The sequence below is a fragment of the Nonomuraea sp. B12E4 genome (assembly GCF_039871825.1).
In the GTDB taxonomy this organism is placed as follows: Bacteria; Actinomycetota; Actinomycetes; order Streptosporangiales; family Streptosporangiaceae; genus Nonomuraea.
Genome location: NZ_JBDPME010000002.1, coordinates 623,566 through 639,264 on the forward strand (window position 1 = coordinate 623,566; position 15,699 = coordinate 639,264).

Here is a 15,699-nt window from a genome sequence, read left to right on the forward strand (position 1 = left end):
GCTACGCGCCCTGGTGCTCGTGCAGGTAGCGGATCAGGCCGGCGACATCCTCGGGGACGAGGCGGCCGATGGCTCCGCTGGAGTACACGCTGACGATCACCTTGCCCTCCGGGCCGAGGACGAAGCCGGTCGATTCCAGGTAGGTGGGGTCGTCGTGGACGAAGGCCCCCGTCGCCTGGGCGAACGCGGCCGCGTCCGCGCTGTGGCCCACCGGGAACCGCAGGCCGTGCTTGTCGATCAGCGCCTCGGTGGTGGCCTCGTCATCGACCGAGACCGCGACCACTCTGGCGTCCAGCTCCGCGAGCCTTTCCAGCGACCGCTGGAAAGCGCGGAGCTGGGCGTTGCAGTACGGGCACCACGAGCCACGGTAGAAGAGCACGACTCCGAAGCCGCCGGCGAGCGCGTCGGGCAGTTGGAGCGTCTCCGCGCCAGGCAGCGACACCGTCAGTGCCGGGAACTTGTCACCGGGATGCAGCAGGTTCATTTCTCTGATCTCCTTCGGGGCTGGTCGGCCGATCGTCGGGGACCGGCCAGGGAAAGGCCGGCGGCGCACACCGCGGCTCGCCCGTGGTCAGGCGAGGTCAGGAGACTTCCCAGACCTGCCCGGTGCGCTGGTCGTCGGTCAGGTGGGTGAGCAGCGATCGGGCGGAGTGTTCCGGCGTGAGCAGGTTGCCGTCGGCGTGCGAGCGGACGAACCGCTGGTGCAGCGCGGTGCCGATCCGGGCGGGATCCTGGGCGCGGATCCAGCTCGGCATCGCGGTGTCGACCAGCCCCGGGCGGTACACGTTGGCGGTGACCCCGGTGCCGTCGAGCTCCAGCGCGAGGTTGATCGTGTGGGCTTCGAGCGCGGATTTGGCGGTCACGTACGCATTGCCGCCGATCATGGCCGCCGGGTTGGCGACGGCACCGGTGGAGACGTTGACGACGCGCCCCCAGCCCCGCTCGATCATGCCAGGCAGGAACGCGAACGTGAGTGTCACGGGGGCGACCACGTTGACCTTCATCGCGGCGGCCCACTCCACGACGTCGACTGTGGTGCTCGACCCCAGCGGCCACACGACACCCGCGTTGTTGACCAGGATGTCGACCGCGCCCAACGCGTCGCGTACCCGGCCGATCGCCCGGGAGAGCTGCCCGTCGTCGCCCAGGTCGGCCGGCACCACGAGTGCCGACCCGCCCTGGTCTCTGATGAGGCCGGCGGTCTCGGCGAGCTCGTCGTGTGAACGCGCGAGCAGCGCGACGGTCGCGCCCCCACCGGCCAGTCCCATGGCGGCCGCTCGGCCGATGCCGCGGCCGGCCCCGGTCACCAGGGCGGTCCTGCCCGCGAAGGAATCTTCAGTCATGCACGATTGGCGACAGGTTCCGGCGAACTCTTACCGGCGTGTGACACACGTCATAGGGAGGCGCCGGGCCCGCATGACTGCCGGCGGGAGCGCCGCCGGGTGCTTTCAGCCCGCCGGGCCGCTGATCGCGGCCAGGAGGCCCTCGAAGTCGTCCGAGCAGGGGCCGCACGCGCGCAGGTGGGCGGCGATGCCCGGGTGGCGCCGCTCGGCTCCGGCCTCCTGTGCCACCAGCTCGACGTAGACGTGGAGCATGGCCATCGCCTCCTCGCACCCCACGTCGCGTGGGTCGGTGTCCAGGAAGCGGTCCAGCTCAGCCCAGCCGCTCATGATCGCCTCGACTCGTCGTGGTCCACATAACCGTTCGCGGCGAGGGCGGCCCGGAGCTTACGCCTGGCGTCGAACATCGTCTTGTAGATCGCGTTCCGGTTGGAGCCCAGCTCCAGGGCCAGGGCGTCCAGCGGGACCCCGGTGAGGACGATCGCGACGAAGATCCGGCGTTGCCGTTCGGTCAGCTCCTCCTCCACCGCCCGGCGCAGCGCGGCGAGCAGATCGCGCCACTCCGACTCCCGGGCCGGGTCGAACCCGAACCGGTCGGGCAGCCGCTCCCAGTCCTCGCCTTCGTGCCAGGGAACGAATTCCTTGTGAACGATCGGTACTGACCGGCCGCCATCTCCCGACCTGGCGAGAATTGAACCAGTCTGCGAAGGGGGCGTCGGTGGCGCTGCTCGGGCAGTTGGTGGATTTCCTCGGGGGCGTGGGGCCTGGTCCTGTTCGGAATCGCGCTGCTCCTGGTGGCGCCGTTCATCGACCGGCTGCTCGTATGGCGCAAGAGGCTCACCTTCCGGGTCCTGTACAACTCCAAGATCGGCGTGGGCGGAGCGGCTGAGCGACGGCACCGACCCGACCGAGTCCGGGCCGCCGGAGGGTCCTCGGCACCGGTGAGAACGTGCTGTCCTCCGACGACTGCCGGGAAAAGGATCGCAACCCGGGTGCCCCCGTCATCCGCTGCGAGCGCGACGAAGGACGGCCTGCAGGACTTCTGCCTCCTACGCTGACGGCGAGGCTAGAAACAACCCTCCGGCAAGGTGGCCCCGGCACCGCACAGGCATTTGATGGCCGCGGCGAACGAGTAACAGTCGAAAAGCGCTGAATGTTCGCGCCCGGCCGCGGGTTTGGGCAGGCCGAGCACCTGCCACAGCCGGCCGACATTGACCGATGCCGTCGCCGGGGCGATGGTGTTGAGCCAGGGCCGGATGTTCAGGAATCTGGCGGCGAGAAAGCTGTTCTTGATCTCCTCGTCGCGAGCTCGCGCCCAGCCCACATTCTCTCCGAGCACGACCATGTCGTTGCCGTAGGAGAGCACCGTCTGGTCCTCGCAGAAGCCCAGGAATTCGTCAAGCGCCGTGGCCGGGGGGAGCCCGTCCTGATCCACTGCTTCCTGCTCGATGCCGGTGAGCTCGGTGAAGTAAGCCGACAATATCGGATTGGTCACCGGCCGGACCAGCGCCTCATACTCCTCGACAATGGAAAAGTCTTCCCTCAGCCGCAGGGCACCGATCTGCACGATTTCGCGACGTTGCCCCGGTGCCGACCAGTTCTGTTCGAGGGCGCCGGGCCATGAGGTGAACTCAAGGTCAAATATTACAAAGGTGGACAAGCGTTTTCCCTTTGTCGTCAAGTGATATGTCGCTCACGTCACGCCCCTGCATCAGGCTGATGCACACCGCAGGAGTCTACTACCTCTGCCGGCCGGCCCGGTATTCTCATGGCACTTCCCCGTCGGCGGTCACCGCAAGGCTGACGTGATGTCAAGGACGCGTGGCGAACCTCCGGCTGGTGGCGCACGACCTGTTAATTGAATGTTCAGGGCCGGTTGGGTTCACGACGGTGGGCGATTTCCCAAGAATGGCGTAAGGCGCTCCGTATCCGGGCTGAATGCTCGTGCACGACTCATATTGAGCTCCCGGCATTTCCCAGACCGTCAGCCGCCCCTTGTCCAGGGCGGAGGTGCCAACCGGTGGTGAGGTGCCGCGGTCCGGTCAGGGTTTGCGGCCCCAGGCCTGCACCAGCAGGCTTTCGCGCACGATGGTGGTCGGGCGGGCGAGATGGTCGCCAAGCTCGCGGGTCAGGGTGGCCAGGGTGTGCGGGCCGATGCCGCGGGCGTGGAGCCTCTCGCCGAACAGGCTGGCGAAGTGCAGCAGCAGCCTCTGGTAAGGGTCGACGGCGCGCCAGTAGAAGGTGTGTGCCGTGGTGTGGACGTCCTGGCAGCCCCCGGCGTCGCGCAGCAGGCTCGGCAGTCGGGCCCCGATGTGCACGTCCCCGCCGAACGCCGAGGCGAGCAGGGTTTTGAGCGTGCCCCAGGCGGGGTGGGGCGGGTCGCAGTGCCAGGTGGCCCAGTCGTATTCCTGTACGGCGATCCAGCCGCCGGGGCGGGTGGCCGCGGCCATCGAGGTCACGATCGCCTCCGGGTCGGGGCTGTTGATCAGCAGGAGCCGGCAGTGCGTCAGGTCGTAGGCCGGCTCGCCGTCGCCGGAGAGGGTGCCCAGCGTGGTCGTGACGTTGGCCAGCCTCAGGCGCGTGATGGATTGCCGGGCCCAGGTGACCATCTGCTCGTCGCTGTCGAGGCCGACGACGGTGCCGTGCGGCCCGACCTTGTCGCTGAGCAGGTCGAGGATGCCCAGGGGGCCGCAGCCTACGTCGATGGCGCGCGCCTGGTCGGGGAGTGGAAGGCGGTTGAGCAGTTGGCGCGCGACGTCGCGCAGGAGGTCGCCCTGGGCCAGCAGCCGCCGGTGCTCCGCGGTCGAGGAGCCGAGCAGGTAGGTGGCGTTGTGTGACTCTGGAGCCGATCGGGTCACCTGGGTTTCCTTGCTGTGGTCAGGGCCGGCGTCAGGGTTGGGCGATCACCTGTTGCTTTACTTCATGTAGTTATAACATTACTTTGAGTGAGTGATGGGTGGAGGGAACGATGTGCTGCCCTGACCACCTCGATGGCCATTCCTTCCTGTCCCATGAGGAGATACGACATGTCGATGGACGCCACGTCCCGCCTGACCCGCCTTCGGGCCCGCTTCGCGCTTCTGGACGCCAACGGCGACGGCCAGTTGCACGCGGGCGACTTCGACCTGCTGGCCGACCGCGTTCTCAACGCCGTCGAGGCGGACGGGGACTCGGCCAAGGCTCACGCCCTGAGGGAGGGCTGCCGCCTCTACTGGCAGGGCCTGGCCGAGTGCATCGACCATGACGGCGACAGCGTCGTCACCTTCGAGGAGTACGCGGCGGCCATCCCCGACGCCTTCCACTTCGACCGGTACGGCTTGCCCTACGCCCGCGCTCTGGCCGCCGTTTGCGACACCGACGACGACGGGCAGGTCGAACAGGCCGACTTCATCGCCTGCATGATGGCCATCGGCTTCGCGCCACCGCAGGTGTCACGGCTCTTCTCCAAGCTCGCAGGCGACAGCGGCCAGGTCTCCACCGGCGACTGGGCGGCGGCGATCAGGGATTTCTACATCAGCTCCTCGGCGGTCATCCCCGGGCAACTGCTGGCCCCATAGCCGGCGTGACACATACCCGATCAGCGCCGCTCCGCACCGGCCACGCCCTCGGCGGTGAGACCGGTCCGCAGGGCGCGCCTGCCGGGCAGCAAACCTGGCCTGACCGGCCGCGACCCTCCCTTCCGGCCTACCGGCCCGAGGGTCTGCGGCCGGTGGCGGTCGGCTCCTTCACCAGTGCGCTCACCCGTATGCTGCTGGCCGGCGACGGCTCGACCACCCTGCTGCTCCAGGCGCTGACGGGCGGCCCGATCAGCGCCCGCCTCCAGGATCTGGCCGACCGGCGTGCCGACCGCGTGCCCGCCGACGTACGGACCCTGCTGCAGCTCGCCGACGGCGCCACTGTCGCCGTCCGCCGCTCGGTGCTGCTCAATCACCACGGCATGCCGGTCTCCCGCAACAAGGTGATCGTCTCGCTGGGTGTTCCCCTCATGCGGCGCATCGCCGCGGACCCCGCCCGCCCGCTCGGGCTCGCCCTCATCGCCCACGACATCGAGCATGGACGCCGCCAGTGCTCCAGCGGCCTCGCCCGATGGAGCGCCCACCAGCGCGATGCCGCGTCCAAGGCCTACCTCATCCACGCCGCCACCACCCCCCTCATGCTCGTCTGGGAGACCTTCAACCCGGACATCGTCCCGCCCGGCGTCAAGACCTGAACCGAGGGCTTGTCCGCTGCGGGTTGTGCCGGCTCCGGCGAACCCCGGACTTCAAGGTCGTGATTGTGGGGTGGTGGCGTAGCAGGGCGGCAGTGGCGCGGGAACGACCGCGGCCGGGTCCACGACGGCGCGATGCCCGCCTCTGTACGAGGGACAGCGGTAGTCACGGCTGATGCGGATCTCGGCCACCTTCGGGGCCAGGCGGTAGGTGGTGAAGGGCATGGTGCACTCGCTGTGACCGTCCTCCCAGCGCAGCCACACCACATCGTCCTTGCGGGGGTTGACCATGGCCAGCGTGTCGCGGCTGTCGTTGAGGGATTGATAGTCGTCGGTGACGTCGCGGAAGTGGCCGGTCTGCCCGTGATCATAGAAGCAGACGTTGGGCGAGTCGCACCGGTTGGGATCCTCGCCGCGGACCAACGGGATCGCCTTGCCGGCGGGCCACAGGAGCAGGGCCACACCCGTGGCGATCAGCGCGCCCGCCACGAGGCCGGCGAGGCCGACCAGCGCGACGCGGCCGCGGGCCGGCCGGGCGGGCATCGGCTCCGAAGCCGGCACCGGGGGTGCCGCCTGCTCGGCCTGCGGGGTGGCCGGGTCAAGGTCGTCGGGGCTGGCGATCTGCCGCCAGGCGTCCTGCCAGCGGGCGATCTCAGTCCTGATCTGCTCGGGCGGCAGGTCGCAGGCGGTGAGGCACGCGGTCACGTAGGCCTCGACGAAGGCCAGCCGCGGCAGGCCGGGCAGCCCCCGTCCGTTGAGGATGTAGGACACGGTGCTCGGTGGCAGGCCGTCCACCTGGTGGCCCTCGGGGGTGAGCGAGCGGCCGGCCAGGTGGCGCAGGCGGCGCAGTGAGGGCCGCCCCGCCCAGATCCTGAGCCGGTCGAGCATGTCGATGAATTCCCGGGCGTCGCTCGCCTCCGCCGGATCCGGCGGAGGCGAGGTCACCGCGTCGCTCATCTGGGACCACCTTCCTGAGCGCGGCTGGCTCTCCAGCGTCGCACGTCCGCTGTGCAAGATCGGTCAATTGCGTCCAATTGTGTTGCGTGCCTTGTTGGACACCTGTCTGCCCAGGTGAGCTGGCTGCGCCTGGCCGAATCCAGGCGTCCGAGCTGAAGGTGGCCGCCACTCGGCGGCTCCACCGAATCAGCGCGGTCGCACAGATCATCAGTCGAGAGGGATGGATGAACATGACAGGAAAGTTCCGACTCATGGCGGTGGCGACGCTCACCTCTGCCGCCTTGGTCGCGTTGCCCGCCTATGGCGCGTCGGCCTCCGCCTACGCGTCTGCCGGAGTGTCGGCCGTCGCTGACGCGAGCACCGCCCTTGACAGTGCCCCGGACTGCGCGACGACCTGGACGGGACACGACGTCAGTAAATGGGTGAAGGTGCGCAACGACTGCGGCCACACCATCCGCATCAAGATCGTCATCCAGTACAACTTCGACAGCCCGTGCAAGGTGCTCGGGGCGGGCAAGACATACTTCTTCCGTTACGGCGCAGCGTCCTTCCTGGACGAGGTCCGCTCCTGCTGACCCCGGGCACGCCCGCGGCCGTCGCTCGTCGCGCTGCGGCGGCGGCGGAACCGGCACGGTGAGCCGTTCGGTACGGCGACGGGGGAGCGGATCCGCGTGCTTGCCGGCCGGTCGGCCACGCGCGCAGCGACAGGGCTGCGCGCGTGGCGGAGCCCGTCAGGCGGGGCCGTGGAGCAGTTCGTGGAACCTCTTGTGGCTTTCGCAGGAGGCCGGAAGTCCTGTCCGGGCCTTGGCCGTCACCACCGCGGGCGGGTTGGCCGGCTTGCTGGGCTCGAACAGCCATGTCCGGAAGAGCGAGTCGAGCTGCTCGCCGGAGATCTTCTCCGACAGACAGCGGTACGGCGAGCATCGTGGATAAGACGGCGGCCATGGCGGCGCGCCTGATCGGGCCCGGGAACATGTCCCTCCTCGGGGAGGGTCGGTGTCCGCGAAGCCACGTCAACCGCAGGCGTAGGAAAAGCGCGGGCACGTGACCGGAACCGGCCATCCCCGCCATGTGCCGGAAGCCAGGGTCAGGCTGCCGGGACAGCAGTGCCTCGGGCAACGCGCCACCTCGCGGCCTCAGCGGTCACCCAGAAACGGTCCAGCGGCTCTCGCCGCGGCTCCAGGACGGCCGCGCTGGTTATGGGCGCCTGCCGGCGCGCTCCATCGCAAACCCTTCCTCACCTCCCTCTACGGCAACCCATGCCCATCTACCGGGACTTCCGCCATTGACAGCGCCACCGGATTCTTCTACGTTTCGAAATCCTTTTAGGTAGTTTCGGACGCCATGTCAGGACATATCGGAAGGAGTGCCAGTGGAGCGCCTGGGACACCCACGTGCCCGAGATTCCCCCGCTTGTTAACGCTCACATTCGACTTGGCCCCTCCCGCGCCAGGACGGCCGCAGCGCCGCCGGCCGGCCGACCAGACCCCCCTTGCCATGTTCGGCTGGGAGACCGTCTCGGCGCCGCAGGGAGCGGGCGTCATCTTCGCCGACCCGGAGGCGCTCTCGACCCGGGTGACCGGCACGTTCGCCGGCGACTACACGTTCCGGTTCTTCGCCGACGACGGCGAGCGGCGGTCCGCGGCGACCGTGGCGGTGACTCTCTCCGAGCGCGAGGCCACCGCGGAGTTCGGCGCGTCGGCGACGATCACCACCAGTGGCTCCGCCTCGTGGGAGAACCCCCAGCGGGTCAACGAGGCCACGACTCCGAGCAACTCGAATCCGGGCGCCGGGACCGGCTGGGGAACCTGGGGCCAGCAGCGGAACGGCACCAGCCCCGCGCAGGAGGCGTGGATCCAGTACCAGTGGACTTCACCGGTGCGGCTGTCGTCGACCGACATCTACTGGTATGACGACAACGGCGGCACCCGCCGGCCAGGCGTGAACCCGGCTCGGTCTCAGCGTTCAGGTGGCCTCGTGGCGCCCGGTGACGCGGAGCAGGTCGAGTTTGGTCGCGTCCTCGCTGTTCGGACGGGCGGTGTAGACGATGATCCGGAGATCGGAGTCCAGGGTCGCCAGCACGTCGCAGTCGAGGGTGACCAGGCCGACCGCCGGGCTGTGGATCGTCTTGCGCTCGGCCGTCCGGGGCATGACCGCGTAGTCGTCCCATTGCTCCGCGAACGTCGGGCTGGTTGCGCGGAGGTCGGCCACGAGCGCCGTGAGCCCGCGGTCGTCCGGGTAGGCCGCGATCGCGCGGCGGAGGTCGCCGATGAGTTCCCGTCCCAGCCGGTCGTGCTCCTCCTCGATGTGTACGACCGGACTCGGGACGCCGGTGAAGTGCCGCCACACGAGGTTGCCGGACCGGGCGGACACGGCTTCGGCGATGCCGAGCAGGGCGTTCCAGAGCGGGTTTGCGTGGATGAGGTCCCAGCTCGCGGTGAAGACCGCGACCGGGGTGTCGGCGAGCCGGTCGAGAATGCGGGCGGTGCCCGGGCCGATGTGCCGGGGTACGACGCCGGCGGCGGGCGGCTGGGCCCCGGCGGCGCGGTAGAGCAGGTCACGTTCGTCGGCCGAGAGGCGCAGCGCACGGGCGAGCGCCGCGAGCACCTGCGTCGACGGGTTGCGTGCCCGTCCCTGTTCGAGCCGGACGAGGTAGTCGACCGAGATCCCGGCGATGGCGGCCAGTTCCTCGCGACGCAACCCGGCGGTACGCCGCAGCCCGACCTCGGGAAGCCCGGCGTCGGACGGGGTCACGCGGTCGCGCCACGAGCGCAGGGCCCGGGCGAGCTCACCGGTCGTCATGAACACCAGGCTCTCATCTCGGCGTGCGAACTGAGTGGTACTGCGGGTACCTGGGACCTTCGACCGGCATGCGTGACGGTGGAGGCATGTCAACACCGAACCCCGGATCGCCGGCCATCACGCAGGGCACGCGTCACCCCATCGAAGGAGCGGTCAGATGAGCGAACTCGCCGTCGTCACGGGCGCCAGCGGCGGGATAGGGGAGCAGATCGCGGCCGGTCTCGCCCGTACCGGCGCGACGGTCGTGCTCGTCGCCCGCGACCGCACCCGGCTGGACCTGGCGCGAGGGCGCATCCGCGAGGCCGTTCCGGGAGCCGACCTGGAGACCGAGCCGGTCGACCTCGCGAACCTCGCCGAGGTGCGGGCACTCGCGGACCGGCTCGGCGAGCGCGTGCCGTCGATCGTGGTGAGCAATGCCGCGGTCATCGCTCCGCTGGACGACCGCACTCCCGACGGGTTCCACCGGACACTCGTGACGAACCACCTCGCCCCGTACCTGCTGCTGCGCCGCCTCGCGGAACGTCCGACGGGCAGGCCCCGCCGGTTCGTCGTCGTCGGCGGGTCTCCGCGCGGGCTCACCCGCGTCCCGGTCGAGCTCGACGACCTCAATCTGGAGGCCGGGCGCGGGCTCGGCTGGCCGCCCAGTTTCCGGCCGTTCGTCGCCTACGCGCGTACCAAGAACATGAACGCGATGTTCGTGTACGCGCTGGCGTCCAGGCTCGCCGGCACCGGCACGACCGTGAACGGCGCACATCCGGGAATCATCAGGGGCGGCCGCCTCGACCGGCACGATCGCGGCGCGCTGAAGGTGTTCGGCTCGCTCTGCGGTCTGTTCGCGGCCGGGACCGAGACCGGCGCCGACACCCCGCTGTGGCTGGCGACGGCCGACGAGGTCGAGGGCGTGACAGGCGGGTTCTTCGTCAAGCGCCGGGCCGTCGAGACAGCACCGCACACCACCGCCCCGGAGCGCGTGGAACGCCTGTGGCGCGAGAGCGCCCGGCTCGTCGGTCTCCCCGCCGACGCGGGCCGGCCGGTCGCGGACACTCCGCCCGGCGCCCGGCCCGCTGCGAATCCCCGGGGGTGATTGTGGTGGTACGGGCGGCGTCCCGCGATGGATCAGAGGTAGCGCGGGAACAGGTCCGTCGTCGGCCAGGTGGTCACCTTGCCGATCTGGGTGTTCATGCGCGGGCTGAGCACGTCGAAGTCCAGTGATCCGCTCTCCTGGTTCCGGTTGAACAGGGCGGCGTAGGTGAAGCCGTTCTGGAGCCGGGCGGTGTAGGTGTAGGTCCCCGGCAACCCTCCGCTGTGCCAGGTGTTGAGGTGCCCCGTCACCTGGCGGACCCACAGGCCGGCCCCGTACCACGAGCCGCTCTCCGTGACGCCGATCTCCGGCTTGGCCACCATCCTGCCGATGGACGTGGCGTTCAGCACCGTGCCGGGGGCGTCGAGGATGCGCGCGAAGCGCACCAGGTCCACCGCCGAGGCCAGCCAGCCGCCGTTCGGCCCGCGGTTCTCCATGCTGAAGCCACCGTAGGGCGCCGGCACCATCGTGCCGGACGCGTCGGTGACGGTCTTGCTCGTCTCCGCCGACTCGTAGACGACCTCGCCAGGTGCGGCCTGCGCCTTGAGCGTACGGCCGAGCCGCATACGGCTGATGCCGACAGGCGCCAGGAGCTTCGACTTGACGTACGACTCGTAGGACATGCCCGACGCCTTCTCAATGATCATGCCGAGCAGCATGTAGCCGTAGTTGCTGTAGGCGTACCTGCTGCCGGGGGCGAAGTCGAGCGGGCGGGCGCAGGCGTACCGGATGATGTGGTCGCGCGTGATCGGCAGGGAGGCGTCGAGCGACCTGGAGATGGTGTGGTCCATGTACAGGTAGTCGCCCGAGATGTCGCGGTCCCATCCGCCCGTGTGCTGCAGGAGCCGCCACACCGTCGTGTTCGCCAGCCGGGCGTCGGCCGTGGTCGGCAGCCCGAGCAGCGTGGCGACGGACGTCCCCAGGCTCAGCTTGCCGTCCTGCGCCAGCTTCATGATCGCCACAGCGGTGATGTGCTTGCTGAGGCTCGCGATGCGGAACAGCGAGGTGGGCGTCAACGTCGGCACGGAGGGGTTGTCACTGTAGCGGTAGGCCCTGGCCAGCACGAGCTTGCCGTTCTTGGTGATGGCGAGCTGCGCGCAGGAGATCCCGCGCTCCACGATGTAGGTCTTCATCACGTTGTCGAAGCCGGCGAGCGCGGCCGGCGCCACTCCCGCGGTCTGGACCGTCGCGGCGAGCGCCGGGCGCGAAGTTCCCAGCACGAGGGCGGGCGCAGTGGCGGCGCCCGCCGCCAGGAACCGTCGCCTGCTCAGGTTTTTCAGCACGGACGGATGCGGACTATATGTCGTCATGAGCAGATTTCTAGTGGATCATTGGCGTTATCGGATGTGCTTTACCGATATCGCCTACTGGCTGCGGTGACGCCCTCGGCGAGGCCGACGCCTGCCGGGGGAGGGCCTGCCGCACGGTGGCGCCCACGGGTGCCTCTTCCGCCATCGGCTGTGAAGAGGTGGGCTGCTGATCGGCACGCGCCGATCGGCAGCCCCTTCTCATGTCCTTCTGGGCCGGGAAACCGCGACAGGGTCTAGCGGACGCGGATGAAGACCGGGTTGGAGTAGAACCACAGGTCTTCCCACGGGCTCTCCAGACCGTCGGCCTGCGGCTCCATCTCGTCGGTGCTGGTGCCGCGCACCCGCAGGTAGCTGTCGGCCCCGACGTCGCGCAGGGTGTACTTGATGACGTAGTCGTGGCCCTGGCGGCGCCAGTCGCGCTCGCCGAAGCGGGCCACGACCTTGGTGGTGGGGTTGGTGTCGGCGTCCAGGTTGGCGCTCACGCCGGTGACCTGGCCGACGATCAGGTCGACGCGCCGCACCTCCGGACGGTCGCCGTTGGCGTTCTCGCCGTCCAGCGGCCGGAAGCGGATCTCCACGTCGACGTCGTTGCGGTTGCGGCCGCTGACCACGAGCGTCTCGCTCACGGTGGCCGTGCGGCCCTGGCTGCTGGCGGTGACGTCGAGGGCGGTGATCAGGTCACCGGTGGTGACGAAGATCCGGCCGTTGCGCAGGCCGTCCATGATGTCGTCGTAGTCCTGGCGCGCCGCCACGTATGTCTTGCTGTACTCGCCGGGCCAGAAGTCGGAGCCGCCGCGGGTCCAGTGCACGTGGGAGTCGGAGGTGGCGGTGATCCACCAGTGCCGGCCCTCGCCGAGCAGGGAGTCCCACAGGCCGCCGACCCGGGCGGTCATCTGGTCGAAGCCGCCGTAGGTGGGGTGGCTGCCGTAGCCGCCGCGCGCACCGCCGTTCAGCGGGCCCGCCTGGTGGCCTGGCGCGCCCTCGAAGCCGACGTAGACGTCGGGCGCGGTGTTGTTGTTGTTACGGAACTCGCGCGGGGTGTCCTGGCCCCAGACGCCCAGCCCGGTCGCCGACCGCGCCGCGTGGTGGGCGATCACCAGCGGCTTGCGCCGCATGTCGCGGGCCGCCTTGAGGAACTCCACCATCTTGGCCTCGGTGTCGCGGCCCGGGTCGCTGGGGAAGGCGTCGAACTTGGCGAAGCGGCTCTCCAGCTCGAACAGTTGCTGCGCCTCGTCGCTGTGGTGCGGGATCATCAGGGTGTGGTGGTCCATCGCGGGGGCGTCGAACTCCATGCCCCAGAACTGCAGGACCTCGGGCACGAGGACGCGCGAGCGCAGCAGGTCGGGGTAGGCCTGCTCCAGGTTGACCTTGGAGTGCGTGGGGCCGCCGTGGTCGGTGCACATCGCCCAGGTCAGGCCGAAGAACTTGGCCATGATGGCGTTGGTGACGATCGGGTAGACGGCGTCGGCGCCCTTGTGGAACGTCGGCGGGTTGGTCTTGGTGTCGAACTCGCCGCTGTATTCGGAGTGGATGTGGTGGTCGCCGGCGCGCCACATCCGGCCGTTGTTGCCGCCGTTGCCGCCGAACTTGCGGTCGTCGTCGGCCTGGGCGGGGGTGCCGCCGATCATGGGGGCGGCGGCGGCGAGCGTGGCGCCGACGCCGGCGTACTTGACCAGGCGGCGGCGGGAAAGCCCGGAGAGCTCGGACTCCTCGGCCTTCTTGTTCCTCAAGGTGATGCCTTTCGTGCTGCAAGTTGGGGTGCCAACCGGCAAGCCTTGAAGAGATCACTTAACGCCGCATGAACGGGGGCCGGGGAATGTGCGAACTGTTGATCAACTCCGTCGCGGGGGCGGCGGGTTTACGCAATTGGGGCATGCGGGTGGCGGTCTGTTCCAGCATGACGGGGGTCCGCAGGACGTGAACTTCGTCTTCGAGCTCGCGGAACAGTCGTTCGCGGACCCGTTCGGGCGAGGTCGGGGGACGAACAGGTCCTCATGGCCGTCGGGCAGGGCGTGGTCGCCGAAGTAGGCGGGCGAAGCACGGAAGGTGCCCTCGGTCATGGATGGATGTCGATGTCACCCATCAGCATGACTGTCACCGCGCGTCTGCGGATTGGGCGGGTGCCTGAGGGCTGGAGGCGGCCCAGCTGCTCAGCAGCCGTAGCGCGTCGGCGGTGGGGGAGCCGGGTTCGACGTTGTAGATGGCCAGCATCTGGTCGGGGTCGCCGGGTGGCTGGAGGGATTCGTAGGAGAAGTGGAGTTCTCCGACGTCGGGGTGGTGGTAGGTCTTGGTGCCGTGGGTGCGGCGCAGGACGCGGTGGTCGTTCCACCAGGTGGTGAATTCGGGGCAGCGCAGGGTGAGTTCGCCGATGAGGTCGGCGAGGCGTCGGTCGTTGGGGTGGCGGCCGGCTTCGAGGCGGAGCATGGCGACGGTTTCGGCGGCGATCTGCGGCCAGTTTCCGACGCGGTCGCGGGCGTGGGGGTCCAGGAGGTAGTAGCGGGCGAGGTTGCGGTGTGGGGCGGGGAGGGCGTCGAAGTCGGTCAGGACCTGGCGTGCCAGGTGGTTGGTGGCCAGGATGTCGGTGCGGCGGCCGAGGATGAAGGCGGGGACGTGGTCCAGGGTCTGGAGCGTGAGATACAGGCCGGGCCGGACCCGCTGCGGGGCGGCCGGGGCGTGGCGTGCGGGAGTGGGCCGGGCCAGCAGGTCGATGAGGTGTTCGTGTTCGGCGGGGTCGAGGTGGAGGGCGCGCGTGAGGGCCGCGATGACCTCCGGGGATGGGGTTCCGGCGCGGCCCTGTTCGAGGCGGGTGTAGTACTCGGTGCTCATGCCGGCCAGGCGGGCGACCTCGTCGCGGCGGAGTCCGGGAACGCGCCGGGCGCGGCCGTCCGCCGGTAGTCCCGCCTGGTCGGGGGAGATGCGGGCGCGCCGGGAGCGCAGAAAGTCGGCGAGTTCGCTTCTACGGTCCATGACACCAGTGTGATCCAGCCGGCGGGCGACGCGGTCGCGGGAAGGTGGCCCTGTTGGTACCTGCCTTCCTGGTGCCTGCCCGTTCAGGGCCTGCTCGGAGCGGTTTTCGCGGGCCGGGGAGTGGTGTGCTGGACGTAGGCCGCCGTGGCAGGGAGAGCGGGGAATCTGGGTGATGCTCGCCGGCGCGAGGGCGGCGAGCATGAATGCGCGTCCCGGGACGGCCGCGACACCCAGGGAAGCCGAGTGGGACGGGCCATGGGCCCGCCGCCGAACCCGCCGGAAAGGAGTTTCACCGATGCCGACGCAACGAACGGCTTCGACTTCGCCGGGAGTAGTGATGAACACGACGAGCGACCTCGATACGCGACTCCAGATCCTCGAGGACAAGGACGCCATCCGCGGCCTGCTCATCAAGGGCTGGCGCGCGCTCGACGGGAAGGACTGGGACACCTGGATCGGCTGCTGGCACCCCGAGGCCGAGTTCTCCTTCGGCCCGTGGGAACCGCTGCGGGGGCGCGAGGCGATCCTCAAGGCGGTCAAGGACGCGGAGTCGCCGTACGCGGCGATGATGCACTATGTGCACAACACCCATGTTGAGATCGACGGCGACCGTGCCAAGGGCGTCGGCTACATGCTCTTCGTCGGCGTCCCGGACGGAACGGCGCCCGGAGATCACTTTGATATGGGCGGGGCCTACGACTGGGAGCTCGTCCGCACCCCTGAGGGATGGCGGATGCTCAAGCAGCACCTCACCCTCACCTGGCGCCTCGGCATCGACACCCTGGGAGCCTTCGTCGACGCCTGAGGGCCGACGGGCCGAGCACGAGAGTGTGGGCAGTCATGCCGACGTCGCTCCCCAAGGCCAGCTCGACCTGGAAGACCACGGGGGCCGGTCATTCGAGGGCGTCGCTGTCCGGGTCGCCCCAGCGCGTCCTGGCGATGGCTGCCGAGACCTGGCACAACAACGCACCGATCACCCGGTCACTGACCGCCTGCGACCAATGACCGGAAGATCGGACTTACTCGTCGGATTAG

The 15,699-nt window shown here is 69.5% G+C and carries 18 protein-coding genes; 6 read left to right on the top strand and 12 right to left on the bottom strand.

What is annotated here, in order from left to right:
- Nucleotide 1: 1 nt before the first annotated feature.
- The 6 genes from ABGB18_RS08635 to ABGB18_RS08660 all read right to left on the bottom strand — a co-directional run bounded on the left by ABGB18_RS08635 (nucleotide 2) and on the right by ABGB18_RS08660 (nucleotide 4,198).
- Nucleotides 2-484, bottom strand: a complete 483-nt coding sequence (locus ABGB18_RS08635) for a redoxin domain-containing protein (RefSeq protein WP_347694846.1) — start codon at nucleotides 482-484, stop codon at nucleotides 2-4.
- Between the two features lie 97 nt (nucleotides 485-581).
- Nucleotides 582-1,343 carry an SDR family NAD(P)-dependent oxidoreductase gene (locus ABGB18_RS08640; RefSeq protein WP_347694847.1) on the bottom strand — a complete coding sequence of 254 codons (762 nt, stop codon included), beginning with the start codon at nucleotides 1,341-1,343 and terminating at the stop codon, nucleotides 582-584.
- A gap of 105 nt (nucleotides 1,344-1,448) precedes the next feature.
- On the bottom strand, nucleotides 1,449-1,670 hold the full coding sequence (locus ABGB18_RS08645) for a hypothetical protein (protein WP_347694848.1): 222 nt from the start codon (nucleotides 1,668-1,670) through the stop codon (nucleotides 1,449-1,451).
- Entirely contained in the window at nucleotides 1,667-1,867 is a 201-nt protein-coding gene (locus ABGB18_RS08650) for a sigma factor-like helix-turn-helix DNA-binding protein (protein ID WP_347694849.1), read from the bottom strand. The genes ABGB18_RS08645 and ABGB18_RS08650 overlap by 4 nt, the downstream gene beginning before the upstream one ends.
- A 539-nt stretch (nucleotides 1,868-2,406) precedes the next feature.
- Complete coding sequence (locus tag ABGB18_RS08655) at nucleotides 2,407-3,000, bottom strand: 3'-5' exonuclease (protein WP_347694850.1); 594 nt, start codon at nucleotides 2,998-3,000, stop codon at nucleotides 2,407-2,409.
- A 382-nt stretch (nucleotides 3,001-3,382) separates the two neighbouring features.
- Entirely contained in the window at nucleotides 3,383-4,198 is an 816-nt protein-coding gene (locus ABGB18_RS08660) for a methyltransferase domain-containing protein (RefSeq protein ID WP_347694851.1), read from the bottom strand.
- A gap of 168 nt (nucleotides 4,199-4,366) precedes the next feature.
- Between ABGB18_RS08660 and ABGB18_RS08665 the strand changes: the two genes are divergently transcribed.
- Together ABGB18_RS08665 and ABGB18_RS08670 are read left to right on the top strand one after the other, a co-directional pair.
- Nucleotides 4,367-4,897, top strand: coding sequence for an EF-hand domain-containing protein (locus ABGB18_RS08665; protein WP_347694852.1), 531 nt, complete (start codon nucleotides 4,367-4,369; stop codon nucleotides 4,895-4,897).
- Nucleotides 4,898-5,049: 152 nt separating this feature from the next.
- Complete coding sequence (locus ABGB18_RS08670) at nucleotides 5,050-5,550, top strand: chorismate pyruvate-lyase family protein (protein ID WP_347694853.1); 501 nt, start codon at nucleotides 5,050-5,052, stop codon at nucleotides 5,548-5,550.
- A 51-nt stretch (nucleotides 5,551-5,601) separates the two neighbouring features.
- Here the strand turns inward: ABGB18_RS08670 and ABGB18_RS08675 are convergent, their stop codons facing one another.
- Nucleotides 5,602-6,504, bottom strand: a complete 903-nt coding sequence (locus ABGB18_RS08675; RefSeq protein ID WP_347694854.1) for a helix-turn-helix transcriptional regulator — start codon at nucleotides 6,502-6,504, stop codon at nucleotides 5,602-5,604.
- A 230-nt stretch (nucleotides 6,505-6,734) separates the two neighbouring features.
- Here ABGB18_RS08675 and ABGB18_RS08680 point away from each other — a divergent pair, with 230 nt between their 5' ends.
- A complete protein-coding gene (locus ABGB18_RS08680) occupies nucleotides 6,735-7,079 on the top strand; it encodes a hypothetical protein (RefSeq protein WP_347694855.1) in 345 nt (114 codons plus the stop codon).
- A gap of 1,023 nt (nucleotides 7,080-8,102) precedes the next feature.
- Here ABGB18_RS08680 and ABGB18_RS08685 read toward each other — a convergent pair.
- Nucleotides 8,103-8,405, bottom strand: a complete 303-nt coding sequence (locus ABGB18_RS08685) for a hypothetical protein (protein WP_347694856.1) — start codon at nucleotides 8,403-8,405, stop codon at nucleotides 8,103-8,105.
- A gap of 64 nt (nucleotides 8,406-8,469) precedes the next feature.
- A complete protein-coding gene (locus ABGB18_RS08690; protein WP_347694857.1) occupies nucleotides 8,470-9,306 on the bottom strand; it encodes a helix-turn-helix domain-containing protein in 837 nt (278 codons plus the stop codon).
- 157 nt (nucleotides 9,307-9,463) lie between these two features.
- On the opposite strand from ABGB18_RS08690, the gene ABGB18_RS08695 reads away from it, so the two are divergent.
- Nucleotides 9,464-10,390, top strand: a complete 927-nt coding sequence (locus tag ABGB18_RS08695) for an SDR family NAD(P)-dependent oxidoreductase (RefSeq protein WP_347694858.1) — start codon at nucleotides 9,464-9,466, stop codon at nucleotides 10,388-10,390.
- 32 nt (nucleotides 10,391-10,422) lie between these two features.
- On the opposite strand, the gene ABGB18_RS08700 is transcribed toward ABGB18_RS08695, so the two are convergent.
- The 3 genes from ABGB18_RS08700 to ABGB18_RS08710 form a co-directional block, all read right to left on the bottom strand.
- A complete protein-coding gene (locus ABGB18_RS08700) occupies nucleotides 10,423-11,697 on the bottom strand; it encodes a serine hydrolase domain-containing protein (protein WP_347694859.1) in 1,275 nt (424 codons plus the stop codon).
- Between the two features lie 233 nt (nucleotides 11,698-11,930).
- On the bottom strand, nucleotides 11,931-13,427 hold the full coding sequence (locus tag ABGB18_RS08705; RefSeq protein ID WP_347694860.1) for a phosphoesterase: 1,497 nt from the start codon (nucleotides 13,425-13,427) through the stop codon (nucleotides 11,931-11,933).
- A gap of 364 nt (nucleotides 13,428-13,791) precedes the next feature.
- Nucleotides 13,792-14,664, bottom strand: a complete 873-nt coding sequence (locus ABGB18_RS08710) for a helix-turn-helix transcriptional regulator (RefSeq protein ID WP_347694861.1) — start codon at nucleotides 14,662-14,664, stop codon at nucleotides 13,792-13,794.
- Nucleotides 14,665-15,001: 337 nt separating this feature from the next.
- Here ABGB18_RS08710 and ABGB18_RS08715 point away from each other — a divergent pair, with 337 nt between their 5' ends.
- Nucleotides 15,002-15,469, top strand: coding sequence for a nuclear transport factor 2 family protein (locus ABGB18_RS08715; protein ID WP_347694862.1), 468 nt, complete (start codon nucleotides 15,002-15,004; stop codon nucleotides 15,467-15,469).
- A 35-nt stretch (nucleotides 15,470-15,504) separates the two neighbouring features.
- Nucleotides 15,505-15,669 carry a hypothetical protein gene (locus tag ABGB18_RS08720; RefSeq protein ID WP_347694863.1) on the top strand — a complete coding sequence of 55 codons (165 nt, stop codon included), beginning with the start codon at nucleotides 15,505-15,507 and terminating at the stop codon, nucleotides 15,667-15,669.
- Nucleotides 15,670-15,699: the final 30 nt, after the last annotated feature.

What these genes read in the sequence shown, in the direction of transcription:
- ABGB18_RS08635 (WP_347694846.1), bottom strand. Translation starts at nt 484, where the DNA reads ATGAACCTGCTGCATCCCGGTGACAAGTTCCCGGCACTGACGGTGTCG.
- ABGB18_RS08640 (WP_347694847.1), bottom strand. Translation starts at nt 1,343, where the DNA reads ATGACTGAAGATTCCTTCGCGGGCAGGACCGCCCTGGTGACCGGGGCC.
- ABGB18_RS08645 (WP_347694848.1), bottom strand. Translation starts at nt 1,670, where the DNA reads ATGAGCGGCTGGGCTGAGCTGGACCGCTTCCTGGACACCGACCCACGC.
- ABGB18_RS08665 (WP_347694852.1), top strand. Translation starts at nt 4,367, where the DNA reads ATGTCGATGGACGCCACGTCCCGCCTGACCCGCCTTCGGGCCCGCTTC.
- ABGB18_RS08675 (WP_347694854.1), bottom strand. Translation starts at nt 6,504, where the DNA reads ATGAGCGACGCGGTGACCTCGCCTCCGCCGGATCCGGCGGAGGCGAGC.
- ABGB18_RS08680 (WP_347694855.1), top strand. Translation starts at nt 6,735, where the DNA reads ATGACAGGAAAGTTCCGACTCATGGCGGTGGCGACGCTCACCTCTGCC.
- ABGB18_RS08685 (WP_347694856.1), bottom strand. Translation starts at nt 8,405, where the DNA reads ATGTCGGTCGACGACAGCCGCACCGGTGAAGTCCACTGGTACTGGATC.
- ABGB18_RS08690 (WP_347694857.1), bottom strand. Translation starts at nt 9,306, where the DNA reads ATGACGACCGGTGAGCTCGCCCGGGCCCTGCGCTCGTGGCGCGACCGC.
- ABGB18_RS08695 (WP_347694858.1), top strand. Translation starts at nt 9,464, where the DNA reads ATGAGCGAACTCGCCGTCGTCACGGGCGCCAGCGGCGGGATAGGGGAG.
- ABGB18_RS08700 (WP_347694859.1), bottom strand. Translation starts at nt 11,697, where the DNA reads ATGACGACATATAGTCCGCATCCGTCCGTGCTGAAAAACCTGAGCAGG.
- ABGB18_RS08710 (WP_347694861.1), bottom strand. Translation starts at nt 14,664, where the DNA reads ATGGACCGTAGAAGCGAACTCGCCGACTTTCTGCGCTCCCGGCGCGCC.
- ABGB18_RS08715 (WP_347694862.1), top strand. Translation starts at nt 15,002, where the DNA reads ATGAACACGACGAGCGACCTCGATACGCGACTCCAGATCCTCGAGGAC.
- ABGB18_RS08720 (WP_347694863.1), top strand. Translation starts at nt 15,505, where the DNA reads ATGCCGACGTCGCTCCCCAAGGCCAGCTCGACCTGGAAGACCACGGGG.